The sequence below is a fragment of the Sulfitobacter guttiformis genome (assembly GCF_003610455.1).
GTDB lineage: Bacteria > Pseudomonadota > Alphaproteobacteria > Rhodobacterales > Rhodobacteraceae > Sulfitobacter > Sulfitobacter guttiformis.
Genome location: NZ_RAQK01000001.1, coordinates 2,486,687 through 2,502,791, shown reverse-complemented (window position 1 = coordinate 2,502,791; position 16,105 = coordinate 2,486,687). Strand labels below are relative to the sequence as shown.

The window sequence follows — 16,105 nt, the reverse complement described above, 5'->3', positions numbered from 1 at the left end:
TCACATATGACGACCCTTGCGACCAATGTCCCGATATCTTCCTCGCCCTCCGCTGCTGTTAGGGCAGCAACACCTCCTGTGAGGGATCTGCGGCTTGATTTCTTTCGCGGCATTGCCATGTTTATCATCCTCATGTCCCACACACCGGGCAACTTTCTGATCTCATGGATTCCCGCACGCTGGGGTTTTTCGGACGCAACCGAGATGTTTGTTTTCTGCTCCGGCATGGCATCTGCAATAGCATTTGGCGGCACATTTGTGCGCCTTGGCTGGCTTGTAGGTACTGCACGGGTCGCGTTTCGCGTCTGGCAGATATATTGGGCGCATATTGCCCTGTTTATCGCCCTCGCGACATTTCTTGCAGGTGTCGATTACATCGGCGGATACGACAAACGGTATATTGCGTCGCTGAACCTTTGGGCGTTCTTTGAGGACCCTTCGGTTCCGCTGCTGGGCCTATTGACGCTTACCTATGTGCCTAATTATTTTGACATTCTGCCGATGTATATGGTGGTGCTCGCCATGATGCCGCTGGTGATTGCATTACAGCGTGTCAACACAGGACTGGTGTTTGTCTTTATGATCGTCGTGTGGGTCGGTGCCCAAAGATCGCTTTGGGGGAGTGCGCAATTGTCATTGCCGGCAGAGCCGTGGTCAAACAGGCAGTGGTTTTTCAACCCGTTTGGTTGGCAACTTATCTTCTTCACCGGCTTCGCGCTGATGCGCGGCTGGATCCCAAAGCCGCCTGTGCATATTGCGTTGATTTCCGTTGCGACAGCGGTTGTGGTTGCAAATCTCGCGCTGAGCGAAATTGCCGTACGTTCCATTCGCCTCAACTGGTTCTTCGTCACAGAAAGCGGAAACATCATCCGCGAGGCCCGCGAAGCGATCGCGCCGCTGATCGACAAATCTGATTTCGGACTATTCCGCTACACCCACTTTTTGGCACTCGCCTATCTTGCATGGGTCATCGCCGGTCACAACGGCGACAATTTGCTTGTACGCGGGACGGGACTGGCAGCGCGGACATGGGGCGTGATACTTGCCTTTATCATTAAGGTGGGGCAGCAATCGCTGGCGGTTTTCATCATGTCAATGTTTCTGGCTCAGGTCATGGGCCTTGCCATGGATCTGACCAGCCGGAGCACGGGCAACACACTACTCATCAATTTTGTCGGAATACTGGTGCTGATAGCCACAGCTTACGGTGCCGGCTGGTTCAAATCCCAACCATGGAAGCGGAAATCCTAATGTTGCGCCGTGAAGTTCTCAAAATGTTGGCCGCTCTGGCCGCGCTGCCAACCCGTGCTTTTGCTGCTGATGCGCCATTACAGGTGGGGCCATCACCGGTGCCGTTCAACGCCCAGACAGTACCAAACCGCGCCCGTGCACTGGCCGCTGTTGACTATGCCCCCCGTCCCGCCATCCCCAAGGAATGGCAGGACATCAGCTATGACCAGTATCGTAAAATATGGTTCGATACACGCAACGCACTGTGGGAAAATACTGCCCGTCCGCAGCGTCTGGATGTTTTCCCTCCCGGTCTGTATTATCCGCAGGGCATCGAAATCAATATCATCGAGGACAGCGCAGCGAGCCCGCTCCTGTTCGACATGGCCGTGTTCGACAGCACGGACAAATTTCCCGATCTGCCTTTGAACGAAAACATGGGCTATTCGGGATTGCGCCTGCGCGCCGACCTGCTCAACTCCGGAATCTATACAGAATACAACGTTTTTCAGGGCGCCAGCTATTTCCGCGGCATCGGCACGGGTGAGATTTACGGCCTGTCTGCCCGCGGTCTGGCCCTGAAAACCGGCGACCCGATGGGCGAGGAATTTCCTGAATTTACTGCATTCTGGATCGAAACGCCCGAACCTTCGGACAAATCTGTCACCATCCACGCGCTGATGGACAGCCCAAGCTGTACCGGCGCTTTCCGCTTCGAGATCACCCACGGCAAGGTGCTTGATATGGAAGTGGAGGCGACCATTTTTGCCCGTACCGAACTGTCCCACGTGGGCATCGCCCCTTTGACATCCATGTTCCTGTTCGATGCAAAAGACCGCGCGCGCTTCTCCGATTTCCGCCCGAACGTTCATGACAGCGACGGATTGCTGATCCACAATGGTTGGGGCGAAGTAATCTGGCGGCCTTTGGCCAACCCGACTACCCTGCAGATCAGCGCCTTCGGTGATCAGAGCCCGAAAGGCTTTGGCCTGATGCAACGCAAGCGCGAATTTAGTGATTACAATGATCTGGAAGCGCTTTACCATATGCGCCCGTCGGTCTGGATCACGCCGCGCGGTGACTGGGGCGAAGGCGCGGTTACACTCGTCGAGATCCCCGCCGATCTCGAGATTTATGACAACATCGTCGCCTATTGGCGCCCGACAGCACCTATTGCGCAAGGGGCGGAGCAATTGCTGCGCTACAACCTGCAATGGGGTGCCGATCCTGCACCGAACCCGCCCGAATTGCTGCGTGTAACCGGCACGGCCATCGGCGGGCGCCCCGAGGGCGGCCTGGTGATGGTAATTGATTTTGATCAGGGCGAAGCCCTGCCCGAAGACCTGAGCATGGTAGAAGTGACCCTACGCAGCAGCACAGGCACGACGACTCCGGGCATCTTGCAAAGAAATCCTGAAACCAATGGTCCACGACTGGCGTTTACTTTTATGCCAGAGGGTGCGGATTCATCTGAATTCCGCGTACAGCTCAGAATTGGCGATGCCCCTTTGAGCGAAGTATGGCTCTACCGTTGGACAAAAACCTGATGCTTGACGCAAAAATGACTTCTGCAATGCCCGACCGTACCCCGCTGGAGGCCCGCGAGCAGGCGTTTTCAACAGCACCCGAACGTGCTTTCACCGACCAACCTTCGACAGGTCCGGCATGGCGGGCGGCGACGTTCTGGCCTGCTTTGATCGGGACAGCTTTGTTGATGTTCGGTTTGTACGGATGGCTCGCCAATGGCGGTATGAGCGGTATGGAGTGGGCCTTACTGAGCATGATTGGCGCGACATTTATATGGGTGAGCCTCTCGGTCAGTACCGTAGGTGTTGCCATTGCCGGTCTTTTGGCGCGAGAGAATGCTGACGCGCGCCCTCGTGATGCGGTTACAGGCATCAATGTCGCCTTACTGGTGCCGATCTATAATGAGGTACCGCAGAACGTATTCGGCAATGCGGTTGCGATGCTGCATGATCTGGCCAGCCGCGCCGGACCGCATAACTATACGCTGTTCATCCTCTCTGACACCCGCAACGAGGCGATTGCAGCTCAAGAGTGGCAGGCGTTTGAAGATCTACGGAGCACCGCGCCAGAGGGCTTTGCGGTGCATTACCGCCGCCGTACCGACAACACAGATAAAAAAATCGGCAATATCGCTGAATGGGTTCGAGGGTGGGGCGCTCCCTACGAGGGGATGGTCGTCCTCGATGCTGACAGCCTCATGAGCGGTCGTGCGATTGACCGTCTATCGTCGGAATTATCCTCGGACAGCCGCGCGGGTCTGATACAGACATTTCCCATGCTGATCGGCGCGCAGACTGTTTTTGCACGCCTCCAGCAGTTTTCGAACATCGCTTACGGCTGGCTGTTGGCTGAAGGTCTTGCGACGTGGGCGCGTTCTGAAGGGAACTACTATGGCCATAATGCAATCATCCGCACAAAGGCATTTGCCACGTGTGCCATGCTGCCTCATCTGCGCGGACGCAGCGGAAGCGACCAGCTGATCCTGAGCCATGACTTTGTTGAGGCAGGGCTGCTGCGCCGTGCAGGATGGGGCGTGCGTTTTCTGCCGCGTGTGACAGGCAGCTTTGAGGAAACACCGGCCACGTTGATAGATTATGTAATCCGTGACCGCCGTTGGTGTCGCGGCAATCTGCAACACCTGCGCCTGCTCGGGACAAAAGGTCTGCACCCCGTGTCGCGCTTTCACCTTTTTCACGGGGCAGTTGCCTATCTTCTTAGCCCGATGTGGTTCTTTCTTCTCGTGATATGGGCATTGCTCGGGAAGGACGCCGAGACCAACGTCATCCGTTATTTTAATGAGGCAAACCCGCTGTTTCCAGACTGGCCCCCCGCCATGAGCCATATCGACAGCGCCGTTTTTCTAGTAATCATGTACGCAATGCTTCTCACGCCCAAGATCGCAGGTGCAGGCATCATAGCAGCAACTCCGCGCGCGGCACGTGTTTTTGGAGGCGCAGGTCCGTTCTTGGGTAGCTTCCTTGTGGAGGTGGCGCTGTCCATCGCCTATGCGCCCATCATGATGATACAGCAGACAAAAGCCGTTTTGCGGGCGCTAACGAGCAGCACAGAAGCATGGGCACCGCAGTCGCGGGAAGCGCGCCAGCACAGTTGGTGGACGCTGATCAAGTTTCACTGGGTGGAGATGGTACTGGGTGTGGTACTTCTGAGCGGCTTGATCGCGGGCCTCGTGTCACTCTGGCTGGTGCCTATCGTAGCGAGCCTTGTGATGGCGGTGCCGCTGTCGGCCCTTTCAGGCATGACCATATCAAAACGCGCTCCCGCAACATTCCGCCTCGACAGCCCCTATACCCTACGCGAACCGGCCATAGTGCGGCGTGCCATGCTGGAGCGGGCGCGGCTTGAACGCGCGCTTGGAGTTAAGGACGTTCCGGCGGAGTAGCCAACCTGCTCGGGTTATCTTCGCTGCCAATAGGAAACGCCCGCCGGATCTCTCTGGCGGGCGTTTTTCTTTCCGCCGGTGCGGGCGGCCTGACGCTATGAGGTAACCTGTTCGCGCAGGATCGACGCGGTAAGCGAAAGCATCAGGTAAATGCCACCAAAGATCAGGAACGCCAAAATGGTATTCTCGAACTTGCGAGGATAGCTTGGCTCCTCGCTCGCGACAGGGCGCACGGCAATCGTCAGGTAGCGCACCTGACGTGTCGCTTCTGTACGTGCCTGTTCGAGACCGGTTTGGGCCAGTTGAAGGTTGGTGTCGGCGTTCACCAGATCCGCCTGCGCGAGCTGGAGGCTGACCGCCTGCTGTGCAAGTGAGTTAGTGCCTTCGGTGGCGTTGTTCATCCGGTTATTGAGTTGCGCCAGTGCCGCTTCGAGCCTGCGTACATCACCTTGTGCGCCGTCGACTTTTGCGGTGTTTGGACGTGCGTTGTCCAATAATGCGGCCAGCTCCAGCTGTTTTTCGATCAGTAGCGTCTCGTAGTTGGTGATTTGGGTGCGGATCGCCGCGATGACGGCCTCTGGATCCACACCGTTCTCGACCTGAAGCTCGATCAGACGCTGCTGGGCGTCGCGGCGTGCCTGCTGTGCCTTGTCAAAGCCAATTTCGGCATCTGTCATTCCGCTGTCACGCTTGGCTTGACTAAGGTTGTTCACCCGCTCCTCCGCATAAACAAGCAACCGCTCCGAGAAACTGGTGGCGATCTGCGGATCGGCAGCAATCACTTCCATGCGGATCACGCCTTCGGTCGGGTCATAGCCGATTTTGACGTTCTTCTTATACAGCTTGTAGGCTTCTTCGTTAGTCGGGTCATCGGTCAGCCGCTGGATCGGGTCAATGGAACCATCGGTAAAATGGTCCTTGAAACCCGCATCGTCATTGAGGCGTAACATCGCGTCCTTCGACTGAAGATAGGCCTGTGTCGCGATACTATCGGCAGAGTTGGCGAATTGTGTCGGTAGAAGACCGCCAAACGGGCTGGGTCCACCGCCGCCTTCGTTCTGGATGATCAGGAACTGACTGTCCGTCGCATACATCGGCGTTGCCACTTTGTAGAAATAGTAGCCTGCAAAGAATGTTGGCAGCACTACAAAAAAGGCAAGCCGCACAATGAGCAAACCCATCTTTTTGCGGCGGCGGCGCGAAATGTCTTTTTGAATGTCGGAGATTTCGCGGGTGCGCCGCTCCATCGGGCTGATTTCGGTCGAAGGGAGCGTGTTGCGGCCGGTCGGCACAGTTTGCGGCAACTGCACACGGCCCGCCCCTGCGCCACCTGCGACCGCAGGCAGGTCGTTCAGTGCGTTTCCTGGACCGCCTTCATGCTGGGATCCGCCCGCTTGGGGGACGACCAGTTCCAGCATATTCGAGCGTTGGAACGGATCGATGCCTTTAGCGCGCAGCAGACGCACAGCGTCAAAATCCGAGGTCGCGGGCAACCCGTGTTTTTGCGCCACACGCCGCGCCATGCGCAGCTGGCGACCGGTTAAACCCTCTTGACGGATGGCATCCATATCCTGTTCGCCGCTCACCTGATCAGCAGAAGATACGTCGCCTGTTCGTGCCATGGTTGGGGCGGCAGTTTTTGCAGCAGACGCGGGCGTCTCGGGGCGCGCTTCGTGCTGTGGTTCTGAGGGCACGGTAGGACGCGAAGGCGCCGCTGACGCAGCCGGATCAGCAGAAGGCGCGGGGGGAATGGCTACACTTGCATCAGCACGCGCAGGTTCCACCGTCCGCACTGGCTTAGATGGCTGTGGCGCAGCACCTTCGAGACCTGCGCTTGGACTACGCTTTATGCGGAATTTTCTAGCTTTTGGTTTGGTAATCATACAACTGCTTCGCTTCTTCCAAGCTGTCAAATACGTTCAGTTGCCCGTCCATCAGGACCGCGGCAGTTCGCGCGAATTTTTCAAGCGTTTCCGCCTGATGCGACACGATCACGATGGTCGTGGTGCGCAGGCGTTCTTGCAGGATCTCTCCTGCCTTGCGGTTAAATTCTACATCTGTCGTGGAAGGCATTCCCTCATCGATCAGATACATATCAAAATCCAGTGCCAGCATCAGCGCAAAGGAAAACCTTGCACGCATGCCTGCAGAATAGGTGCCCAGAGGCTGGTCAAAATACTCTCCCAAGCCGCACAACCAGCGGCAAAAGCTTTCGACGTAGTCGGGATCTAGCCCGTAAAGCCGCGCGATATAGCGCGAGTTCTCCATCGCGGACACTTTGCCAACAACCCCCCCCATAAAACCCAATGGAAAGGAAATATTGCAGCCGCGGTAAATCTCGCCTTCGTCCGGTTTTTCCAGCCCTGCCATCATATTGATCAGGGTGGTTTTACCCGTGCCGTTGGGCGCAAGAATGCCCATCGATTTGCCAAGCTCGACGCGGAACGACACCTGGTCAAGAATGACCTTGTGCTGTGTACCTGTCCAATAGGACTTGGAAACGTTACGAAATTCCAGCATGGCGCGCCTGCTCTCCGGTTCGGCTTGCGGGGTGAAGTATGTCCTCTCTTGCGGAGGTTACCAATTCCTCTATCGAGAGATTTTGACCATATTATGTCCGATTTGGAAACAAATGTACAACGACACCTGACCCGCCATATCCCAACAGGCCCGCCCGGTCTTTTGACGGCGAAGTACTGCTTTTGCCATACCTGATACTTACCACTTGGCAACCTGCTGCGCGGCCTTACCTAAGGGGGCATGACTGATATTCGCCCTGAGATTGCTGCCTGTACCCTTTGCGCCGACCGCTTTGCCAGAACCGCCACGGCCCATCGGCCCAATCCTGTGATCTGGTTTCAGCCAGAGGCACGGCTGTTGATTGCGTCACAAGCGCCTGGGATGAAAGTGCACAGGGCAAACACGCCTTTCTGGGATGCGTCAGGGGTGCGGCTGCGCCAATGGCTCGGGCTTGACGAAAAGGCGTTTTATGACCGCAGCCGCGTGGCAATCATCCCCATGGCCTTCTGCTTTCCGGGTTATGATGCCAAAGGAAGTGATCTGCCGCCGCCGCCTGTATGCGCAAAGACGTGGCGCCGCGACGCACTTGCGACAGTACCCGATGTGCGATTGACCGTTCTTATTGGCGGCCATGCCATGCGCTATCATCTTCCAGACTTTAAAACTGTTACCCAGGCTGTGCGCGACTGGGATAGCCACCCAAAAGGCACCTATGCCTTGCCACATCCCTCATGGCGCAATACGGGTTGGCTCAAGAAAAATCCGTGGTTCGAGGAGGAAGTAATCCCCCGTTTGCAGGCCGCCATTTCACAGGTGATGACATGACCGATACTCCGCTCGACGCCGCGCATGCCGCGATGATGGCCGCCCCTGATGATGACAGGATGCGCCTGCGATTCTATGAAAGGATGGCAGATGCAGAACTTTATCTGCTGCTGGAAAACGAACCCGACGGAGATCAGATCAACCCGCGCGTCCTTGAAACGGAAGGCGCGCAATATTTGCTGGCCTTTGACCGAGCCCAACGCCTTGCGCAATACGCCGGCGAAGCGGGCGCCTATGTCGCGCTGTCAGGGCGCAATGTGGCGGCGATGCTGGAGGGACAGCCTCTCGGCATTGCCCTCAATATCGAGGTAGCACCTTCTGCAATCTTGTTGCCCGATACTGCCGTGGCGTGGCTGCGCGAGACGTTGACGCATACGGCCGCACAGGTCGAGGCAAAGATCGAGAGCGTGCTTCCCCCCAAGGGACTGCCCGAATCCCTCATCGAGGCCATCGATGCCAAACTCGCCACAGCTACAGGGATGGCGGCCAATGCTTGGCTTGTCGGCGTTTCCTATGAGGGTGGCGGGCGCGGTCATTTGCTGGCGTTTATCGACGCGATCCCACGGGCGCGCGATGCGTTAGTGCGCGCAGCCTCCGAAGCGCTTACATTCTCAGGCATCGAGGCGGGCGCGATGGATGTGGGTTTCTTCAACCACGGCGATGCGGCTGTCACAAAGTTGATGAAAGTCGGGCTGCGGTTTGATTTGCCGCAGATGGAAACATTACAAAAAACTCCGCGCATGCCGGGCGCAGACGCAGGCGCACCGCCTATTTTGAAATAATCCAGCAGTATTTTCACGCTGCGCTTATGCTGGCTTCACGCGTGCGAGAGGTCACGTAAATGCGAGATGCAAAGGTATAAACTGCCTCCTAGGTTCAGGGAGAAATCCCTCAACTGGAGACTACCATGAACCGCTTTGTCCTCTCTATTGCCGCTGCTGCAACCGCGCTCAGTTTTGCCAACCAGGCATTTGCAGGCGAGCAATTCATCGACGAGACCGGCTTTGCCGTCTCGGGCTATGACGTTGTCGCTTATTTCTCGCTGCCACAAAATCCTGTTGGGCAGACACAACCCGCGCCCGTAGAGGGGAACAAATCGATCACCGCTGAACATAACGGAGCAACCTTTGCTTTCTCCTCCGAGGAAAATCGCGATGCATTCACAGCAAACCCCGCCAAATACGTGCCTCAATATGACGGCCATTGCGCTTATGGCGTAGCAAAGGGGGGCAAGGTCCCCGGTAACCCGACACTTTGGCGCATAATCGATGACAAGCTCTATCTGAACATTACCAAAAATGTAGTGGGGTTCTGGGAAGAGGACATCCCTGCAAACATCAACCTATCCACCGGCAACTGGCCCAGCCTTGATCCACAGCCTGCCTCGGACGCTACCATTCCACAGTGGTCCTCAGCTGCGCCGCAAGGCTAATTGGCGCGCAATAGCCTCCCCTCCTTTCCGCCAGAACCCGCAATATTACATCGGGCGTTCTGGTTGCTGGCGGGGGGGGAGGCTTTGTCCAACTGCCTGAACAGAACAGGATACATGATCCCGAGTTTGTTCAAAAGCTGTAGGTGTTGGCCAAGGCACGGTGCGTCGACCGACCTGATTTATCCACGCTGCATCCGGTCTTGTGGGCTGGGCAAAAACCTCCATGCTGCACCTTATGTAGATATTATCGATGTCCCGAAAGCATGCTCGGATGAGGCGCAGGGCCTGCCTGCTGACTGCGGGATCGCCCATCAGTTAATTCTGAGCAATTGCCGATACCGCTTGTGTAGATTATAGCGCTGGCATGAGCACAAACCCACCAAACCTCCGCCCAGATCTGGCCCCCCGCGCAAAGTTCTCCGAGCCAAAGCGCACTGGCCAGCCCACCATTGGTATGGTCAGCCTTGGCTGCCCCAAAGCTTTGGTCGATAGCGAACGGATTCTGACCCGTCTGCGGGCCGAAGGCTATGCGATTTCCCCCGATTATGCAGGTGCGGATGCGGTCATTGTGAACACTTGTGGCTTTCTGGACAGCGCCAAGGCCGAGAGCCTTGATGCCATTGGCGAAGCTCTCACTGAAAACGGACGCGTGATCGTCACAGGGTGCTTGGGCGCCGAGCCTGATTACATCCGCGAGCATCACCCCCGTATCCTCGCAGTGACGGGCCCGCACCAATACGAGCAGGTTCTGGACGCCGTGCACCTTGCCGTGCCTCCGTCTCCAGATCCATTTATCGATCTACTGCCCGCTTCCGGTGTCTCGCTCACGCCACGGCATTTCAGCTACCTGAAGATATCTGAGGGCTGTAATCACAAGTGCAAATTTTGCATCATTCCAGACATGCGTGGAAAATTGCAAAGCCGTCCAGCGCACGCAGTCCTGCGCGAAGCCGAGAAACTGGTCGAGAATGGCGTGAAGGAGCTGCTGGTCATCTCCCAAGATACGTCGGCTTATGGTGTCGACATCAAACATGCGGAGGACCGCGGGCATCGTGCACATATCACCGATCTGGCCCGTGATCTGGGATCACTGGGCGCATGGGTGCGCCTGCACTACGTCTATCCCTACCCCCATGTGCGACAGCTGATCCCGCTGATGGCAGATGGTCTTGTACTCCCGTACCTCGATATTCCTTTTCAGCACGCGCATCCGGACGTACTTAAACGGATGGCACGGCCTGCTGCCGCGTCCAAGACTCTCGACGAGATCGCAGCATGGCGCGATGTTTGCCCTGACATTACGCTACGCTCTACCTTTATCGTCGGCTACCCGGGCGAGACGGAGGCAGAGTTCCAGACTCTGCTGGACTGGATGGACGAGGCGCAACTCGATCGCGTGGGATGTTTCCAATACGAAAACGTCGCTGGCGCGCGCTCAAACGCATTGCCCGACCATGTAGATGCAGAGGTCAAGCAAGACCGCTGGAACCGGTTTATGGAAAAGGCGCAGGCAATCTCCGAAGCGAAACTACATGCCAAGGTCGGTAAGCGCATGGATGTGATTATCGATGAAATCGACGCAGATGCCGCGACCTGCCGCACCAAAGCAGACGCGCCGGAAATCGACGGGAACCTGTTTATCGACGAGGGCTTCGAGAACCTGTCAGTGGGCGATATCGTAACCGTCGAGGTCGAGGAAGCAGGCGAATATGATCTGTGGGGGCGGGTTGTTTGAAAACTGGCTGAAACTATGCCTTGCCCCTCATCAGTTCCGCCCACGAATACGGAGCTTCGCGCCCGCCTTTATCTCAAGTGGTTATAACACCGGTAATACGCCGTCACCTGCGCGCATGCGCTGCGGACGTGCACAAATACCTCTGCTTTTTTCCGAATTTCAAATGGCGTGGCCGGGGCTGACCGGCCTGCGAACAATGCGCTTATGGATGTTCCGTTAACTAACCCTTGATATGTTCCCCCTATGTTCTATGTTATAGTTAGAAAAAGAACAGGGAGCATCCCATGTCGTATCAAACAACATTTCCAGATCTCTTTGACACGGCACCGCTTGCGGTGCAGGCCGAGCTACCTCTGCCCACGCCCGTTCCTGCCACACAAAAGCAGATCGATTACGCGCTATCACTCGCAGAAAAAACAAAGTCGAAATTGCCGGTTGGCATTATTCAGGACCGTGCCCGGCTTTCCAAATGGATCGATGCGCACAAACCCGCACCTTCAGCGTTCAATGATTATCCTTCCTCCAAGCAGGTAGGCTTTGCCGAACGCATTGCGCGGCTCAAACGCACTCAAGTACCGCCAGAGTGCTTCAAGGACCGTGGCCTCATGTCGCGGTGGATTGACGGGAATAAGCCGCGCTAGGGCTGGTCGCGTCGCCCCGTGATACTATTTATATAGCATGACAGATAAAACCGAAGTCCTCTATAATGGCGACTGCCCGATTTGCAGCCGGGAAGTTAACCAGTACGCCCGCATAAGTGCAAAACAGGCATTACCGATTTCTTATGACGATCTGGCTGATGCCGACAGGTTGGCCGACTGGGGCATAACGCAACAAGACGCGGCAAAACGGCTGCACGTACGAAAAAGTGGTGTGATCACTTCGGGGATTCCTGCATTCATTTTGCTTTGGCGCGAAATACCCCAGATGCGCTGGCTTGCCCGTCTGGCAAATTTGCCAGTGATCCACGGTGCTGCTTGCGCACTTTATGATTATGTTCTTGCTCCGCTTTTGTACCGATTGCATGTGGCACGCCAAAATCGAAGGGCCAAAGATAATATTTGACGGCAATAGCTGAAATTGTTCACGACCTATTTGCAAAGCGTTTCTAGATAGGAGCGCACGCAAGATTGAACGTGACGGAATCTGTCACCGCCTAAATGTTTGCCACCATACCAGCGCGTAACTACAATCAGATGTCCGGTCAGGCCTTCGCGCTCCAGCATTCGAAGGATGACCATCCCCGCACCACTCTCGCCATCATCTGATTTAAGAGGCGTATCCTTGTCCAATAACGCGCCCCAGGTGTTATGCGTGGCTTTTGCATAAGCTTTTTCAGATTTCAGCGTTTTGAGAGCGGCCTCAATTTCCTCGGTATCGGAAACAGGACAACCAGACACAGCATATTTGCTGCCTTTATCTGTCAGGATAATCCCAAGTTTTTTCAACATAAAGTACCGCCCTACCGGATTAATCCTTCGTTCACATGCACAGGTCTGCGGATAAAGACCAGATGGGTTTGTGCCACAGCTCTCAGCTTTGCTCCGCTCCTGAAAAATGCACTCGGAACACCGACCCTATTAACCGCTCTAGTTCAAACCCTCATAGGAAAGGCCCGAAGCGGGTTATAACCCTGCCGCGGTCCTGCGTACAGTCTCTAGACGGGACGCATTGGGGGGGTGGGTCCCCAAAAACTTGTCACCGGGATCGGGAATGCGGGTGAAGAATTCGGCCCCGCGCAATGGGTCATAGCCTGCAGTTTTTGTAATGATCGTACCCAGCGCATCGGCTTCCAGCTCGAACTCTTTGGAATAACTCCGCGCGCCGACCTGTGCGCCCAGCTCCTGCGCGGAGCGGACAGCGCTGGCATCGCCACCACTGAGCGTTGCAAGTCCGGCAAAAATCACAGCGCCTGCAACCGCATTTTGCTGCTGTCGATTGATATGGCCCGCGATGTGGTGCGCAGCCTCGTGTCCCATGACAAAAGCCAGCTCGTCGTCGTTGCGTGCGTCATCGATCAAGGCCAGCGTGAAAGCGATAATCGGGCGGCCTTGGCGATCCACGGTCTGATAGGCATTTGCGGGTTCGCCCGGCTTATCGTCAACGACAATATTGAAATCGCAATTCACATTCTGGGTGCGGGCACGACACTCCCGCTCGGCTACAGGTTCGACGGTACTTACCACGCGGACAAAACTGCGCGCGTTTTCACGGGCGCCGGGGGATAGTGTCTGACTCGGGGATGGCGCGCCTGCAGGGGAAGATCCCGATGGATATACAGGCACGACCTCACAGGCGGACAGGCCCGCGATCAGACCCAAGGCAGCTAAAGCGCGCGTAAACATCAAAAGGTCCTTCTAGGAAATAGCAGGGAGTGCGAAATGCGAGTATAAGTCCATTTTAGCACGCCTTGCCATTAGGGCCAGCCCGATCACACAAGTGTCAGCGGATTACCCGCACAAATACGCCCCTCCCCTTGTAGAGCAATACTTGCACGTCGGCGCCGATCCGTTAGAACTGTTCCATGTTTACCATTGAGCATGAATTTGACGCAACCGTAATCACCCTTGTAGACGAGGGGATAACTCCCCTGCGCGAGGATGTGACGCTGAGCGCATTTGACACTATGATTACCCTCGAGCAATGGGATGCGGAGACCGACAGCGTACGCAAAATTACGCTGTCGCCGAACCAGTTGCGGGATCTGGCAGCCGCACTCAACCTGCCAGAAGGCATCTATCACAGCGCGCCCTGAGGCACGCACGGATCTACAGGACAGACACTATGGCCACTGGCACAAACATCCGAACGTATTTTGAGGGCACATGGCATGATGGTGATCTGAGTGTGATGAAGGCTGCCGATCACGGCGCGTGGCTGGGTACAACGGTGTTTGACGGCGCGCGCATGTTCGACGGTCTGGCACCCGATCTGGAGGCTCATTGCGCCCGCATTAACCGCTCCGCAGAGGCGCTGATGATAACTCCGACCGTTAAGACCGAAGATATGGTGGCGATGGTGCGCGATGGTCTGGCATCCTACCCGAAGGATGCTGCCGTCTATATCCGACCAATGTATTGGGCGCTGGCGGGTGACGAGTTGGGTATTGTTCCGCTCAAGGATGCCACCGGCTTTGCCATCTCCCTCGAACAGATCCCCATGGCACCGCCAGAATCTGCCGCAACTCTAACGCGCACGCGTTTCCGCCGTCCTGTTCTTGAGGATAACGTAGTAAACGCGAAAGCTGGCTGCCTTTACCCCAACAACGCCCGCATGATGGCCGAAGCGCGCAGCAAAGGTTTCAATAATGCGCTAGTCGCAGACGCCATCGGCAATGTGGCCGAGACGGCCTCGGCCAATGTGTTTATGGTCCGCGACGGCGAGGTGTTTACACCTGTGCCAAACGGCACCTTCCTTGCCGGTATAACCCGCGCACGCCATATGGATAACATGCGCGCCGATGGATTGCGCGTTCACGAAAGCGTGCTGAGCTTTGACGATTTCCATAGCGCGGACGAGGTTTTCCTTACGGGAAATATGATGAAAGTCACCCCAATCTCGGCTTTTGACGATACAAAATATCAGGTTGGCGGTAATGGCAATCCGATTACCCAACGTGTGCGGGAAATGTATTGGGATTGGGCCGCATCCCAAAAGGCCTAATGGAAGCAGCACAACATTTGCCTGCGGAAAATGCCAATGCGTTGTTGAAAACGCCCATGCTAAGCCCCTTGACCCTACTGGACCTATAAAAGTCAATTGCAAGCCACGCAGCCACACGCCATGATCTCCCCCGCAACAGGGAGAATATCATGCGCAAGTTTCTTGTGGTCCTCGATGACAGCCGCGAATGCCTGAGCGCAATGCGCTTTGCCGCGATGCGCGCCTCCAAAACCGGTGGTGGAGTCGAGGTTTTGGCCGTTATTCCACCCGAAGAGTTCAATCACTGGATCGGTGTAGGTGATATCATGCGCGAGGAAGCACGCGAGCGGATAGAGGTCCACTTCGAGGTTTTCGCAAAATGGATGCGTGACCGTCAAGGTGTAGAGCCGGAACTTGTCATTCGGGAAGGCCAGCCGTTCGATGAAATTATGGCGCGGATCAAGGAAAACAAGGATATTGGCGTTCTGGTTCTCGGCGCAGGTACAGATGGCAAAGGGCCTGGCCCGCTGGTCACGCAACTAAGCCGAAATTCGGGCAGCTTACCGGTACCAATTACAATCGTGCCGGGGGATCTGAGCAAGGAGAGGCTCGAGGCGATAACCTGAGGCCCTTTTAGCCACCCCAACCCAGTTTAGAATCGTTCCAATCCCTTGACATCCCGGCGCCGCATCCGCATATCTTGGGTAACCCCGATGGAGAGATCGCACCATGTTTATCCAAACAGAATCCACCCCGAACCCCGCAACGCTCAAGTTCCTGCCTGGCCAGAACGTGCTGGACATGGGCACCGCAGATTTCCCGACCGCCGAGACAGCCACGACTTCTCCACTGGCCACGCGCCTGTTCGCGGTCGATGGCGTAACGGGCGTTTTCTTTGGCATTGATTTCGTAACAATCACAAAATCCGATGAAATGGAGTGGGACCACCTCAAGCCAAGCTTGCTCGGTGCGATCATGGAGCATTTCCAGTCCGGCCAGCCTGTAATGGGCGCAGACCACAAAGCCACCTCCGGCCATGCCGAGCATACCGGAGAGGACGGCGTAATCGTAGGCCAGATCAAAGAATTGCTTGATAGCCGTGTGCGGCCTGCTGTTGCACAAGATGGTGGTGACATCACGTTTCACGGATTTGACCGTGGGGTTGTATACTTGCATATGCAGGGCGCTTGCGCCGGCTGCCCCTCCTCGACACTCACGTTGAAAATGGGCATCGAAAACCTGCTCCGTCACTATATCCCCGAAGTGACCGAAGTACGCCCTGTTGCCTAAGGCG

The 16,105-nt window shown here is 56.2% G+C and carries 17 protein-coding genes; 13 read left to right on the top strand and 4 right to left on the bottom strand.

The window, feature by feature from the left end; genetic code table 11:
- The first annotated feature begins 6 nt into the window (after positions 1-6).
- The 3 genes from C8N30_RS12165 to mdoH are packed head-to-tail and all read left to right on the top strand — an operon-like array spanning position 7 to position 4,657.
- Positions 7-1,251 (top strand): OpgC family protein, encoded by a 1,245-nt coding sequence (locus C8N30_RS12165; protein ID WP_025061248.1) that lies wholly within the window; start codon positions 7-9, stop codon positions 1,249-1,251.
- Entirely contained in the window at positions 1,251-2,777 is a 1,527-nt protein-coding gene (locus C8N30_RS12160; RefSeq protein ID WP_025061247.1) for a glucan biosynthesis protein, read from the top strand. Before C8N30_RS12165 ends, C8N30_RS12160 begins: the two co-directional genes overlap by 1 nt.
- Positions 2,750-4,657 (top strand): glucans biosynthesis glucosyltransferase MdoH, encoded by a 1,908-nt coding sequence (gene mdoH / locus C8N30_RS12155; protein WP_322787450.1) that lies wholly within the window; start codon positions 2,750-2,752, stop codon positions 4,655-4,657. Before C8N30_RS12160 ends, mdoH begins: the two co-directional genes overlap by 28 nt.
- Positions 4,658-4,752: 95 nt before the next feature.
- On the opposite strand, the gene C8N30_RS12150 is transcribed toward mdoH, so the two are convergent.
- Both C8N30_RS12150 and C8N30_RS12145 read right to left on the bottom strand, forming a co-directional pair.
- The gene (locus C8N30_RS12150; RefSeq protein ID WP_025061245.1) at positions 4,753-6,540 is read right to left on the bottom strand and encodes a capsule biosynthesis protein; all 1,788 of its coding nucleotides are present in this window, start codon (positions 6,538-6,540) and stop codon (positions 4,753-4,755) included.
- A complete protein-coding gene (locus tag C8N30_RS12145; protein ID WP_025061244.1) occupies positions 6,518-7,177 on the bottom strand; it encodes an ABC transporter ATP-binding protein in 660 nt (219 codons plus the stop codon). Before C8N30_RS12145 ends, C8N30_RS12150 begins: the two co-directional genes overlap by 23 nt.
- A 240-nt stretch (positions 7,178-7,417) precedes the next feature.
- On the opposite strand from C8N30_RS12145, the gene C8N30_RS12140 reads away from it, so the two are divergent.
- The 6 genes from C8N30_RS12140 to C8N30_RS12115 all read left to right on the top strand — a co-directional run bounded on the left by C8N30_RS12140 (position 7,418) and on the right by C8N30_RS12115 (position 12,234).
- The gene (locus tag C8N30_RS12140; RefSeq protein WP_025061243.1) at positions 7,418-8,002 is read left to right on the top strand and encodes a uracil-DNA glycosylase family protein; all 585 of its coding nucleotides are present in this window, start codon (positions 7,418-7,420) and stop codon (positions 8,000-8,002) included.
- Positions 7,999-8,784 (top strand): SseB family protein, encoded by a 786-nt coding sequence (locus C8N30_RS12135; protein WP_025061242.1) that lies wholly within the window; start codon positions 7,999-8,001, stop codon positions 8,782-8,784. The genes C8N30_RS12140 and C8N30_RS12135 overlap by 4 nt, the downstream gene beginning before the upstream one ends.
- 125 nt (positions 8,785-8,909) lie before the next feature.
- Complete coding sequence (locus C8N30_RS12130) at positions 8,910-9,434, top strand: YHS domain-containing (seleno)protein (protein WP_025061241.1); 525 nt, start codon at positions 8,910-8,912, stop codon at positions 9,432-9,434.
- Positions 9,435-9,798: 364 nt separating this feature from the next.
- On the top strand, positions 9,799-11,169 hold the full coding sequence (gene rimO / locus C8N30_RS12125) for a 30S ribosomal protein S12 methylthiotransferase RimO (RefSeq protein ID WP_025061240.1): 1,371 nt from the start codon (positions 9,799-9,801) through the stop codon (positions 11,167-11,169).
- Between the two features lie 284 nt (positions 11,170-11,453).
- The gene (locus C8N30_RS12120; protein ID WP_232222780.1) at positions 11,454-11,810 is read left to right on the top strand and encodes a hypothetical protein; all 357 of its coding nucleotides are present in this window, start codon (positions 11,454-11,456) and stop codon (positions 11,808-11,810) included.
- Between the two features lie 37 nt (positions 11,811-11,847).
- On the top strand, positions 11,848-12,234 hold the full coding sequence (locus C8N30_RS12115) for a thiol-disulfide oxidoreductase DCC family protein (protein ID WP_025061239.1): 387 nt from the start codon (positions 11,848-11,850) through the stop codon (positions 12,232-12,234).
- A gap of 26 nt (positions 12,235-12,260) precedes the next feature.
- On the opposite strand, the gene C8N30_RS12110 is transcribed toward C8N30_RS12115, so the two are convergent.
- Together C8N30_RS12110 and C8N30_RS12105 are read right to left on the bottom strand one after the other, a co-directional pair.
- Positions 12,261-12,620 (bottom strand): YigZ family protein, encoded by a 360-nt coding sequence (locus C8N30_RS12110; protein ID WP_198021466.1) that lies wholly within the window; start codon positions 12,618-12,620, stop codon positions 12,261-12,263.
- Positions 12,621-12,794: 174 nt separating this feature from the next.
- A complete protein-coding gene (locus tag C8N30_RS12105; protein WP_025061237.1) occupies positions 12,795-13,514 on the bottom strand; it encodes a M48 family metallopeptidase in 720 nt (239 codons plus the stop codon).
- A 179-nt stretch (positions 13,515-13,693) separates the two neighbouring features.
- Between C8N30_RS12105 and C8N30_RS12100 the strand changes: the two genes are divergently transcribed.
- The 4 genes from C8N30_RS12100 to C8N30_RS12085 all read left to right on the top strand — a co-directional run bounded on the left by C8N30_RS12100 (position 13,694) and on the right by C8N30_RS12085 (position 16,101).
- Positions 13,694-13,924: a hypothetical protein gene (locus C8N30_RS12100; protein ID WP_025061236.1), complete on the top strand. Its 231-nt coding sequence runs from the start codon at positions 13,694-13,696 to the stop codon at positions 13,922-13,924.
- A 29-nt stretch (positions 13,925-13,953) separates the two neighbouring features.
- Positions 13,954-14,832: a branched-chain amino acid aminotransferase gene (locus tag C8N30_RS12095; protein WP_025061235.1), complete on the top strand. Its 879-nt coding sequence runs from the start codon at positions 13,954-13,956 to the stop codon at positions 14,830-14,832.
- 149 nt (positions 14,833-14,981) lie between these two features.
- On the top strand, positions 14,982-15,437 hold the full coding sequence (locus tag C8N30_RS12090; protein WP_025061234.1) for a universal stress protein: 456 nt from the start codon (positions 14,982-14,984) through the stop codon (positions 15,435-15,437).
- A gap of 103 nt (positions 15,438-15,540) precedes the next feature.
- Positions 15,541-16,101, top strand: a complete 561-nt coding sequence (locus tag C8N30_RS12085) for a NifU family protein (protein WP_025061233.1) — start codon at positions 15,541-15,543, stop codon at positions 16,099-16,101.
- Positions 16,102-16,105 lie beyond the last annotated feature (4 nt).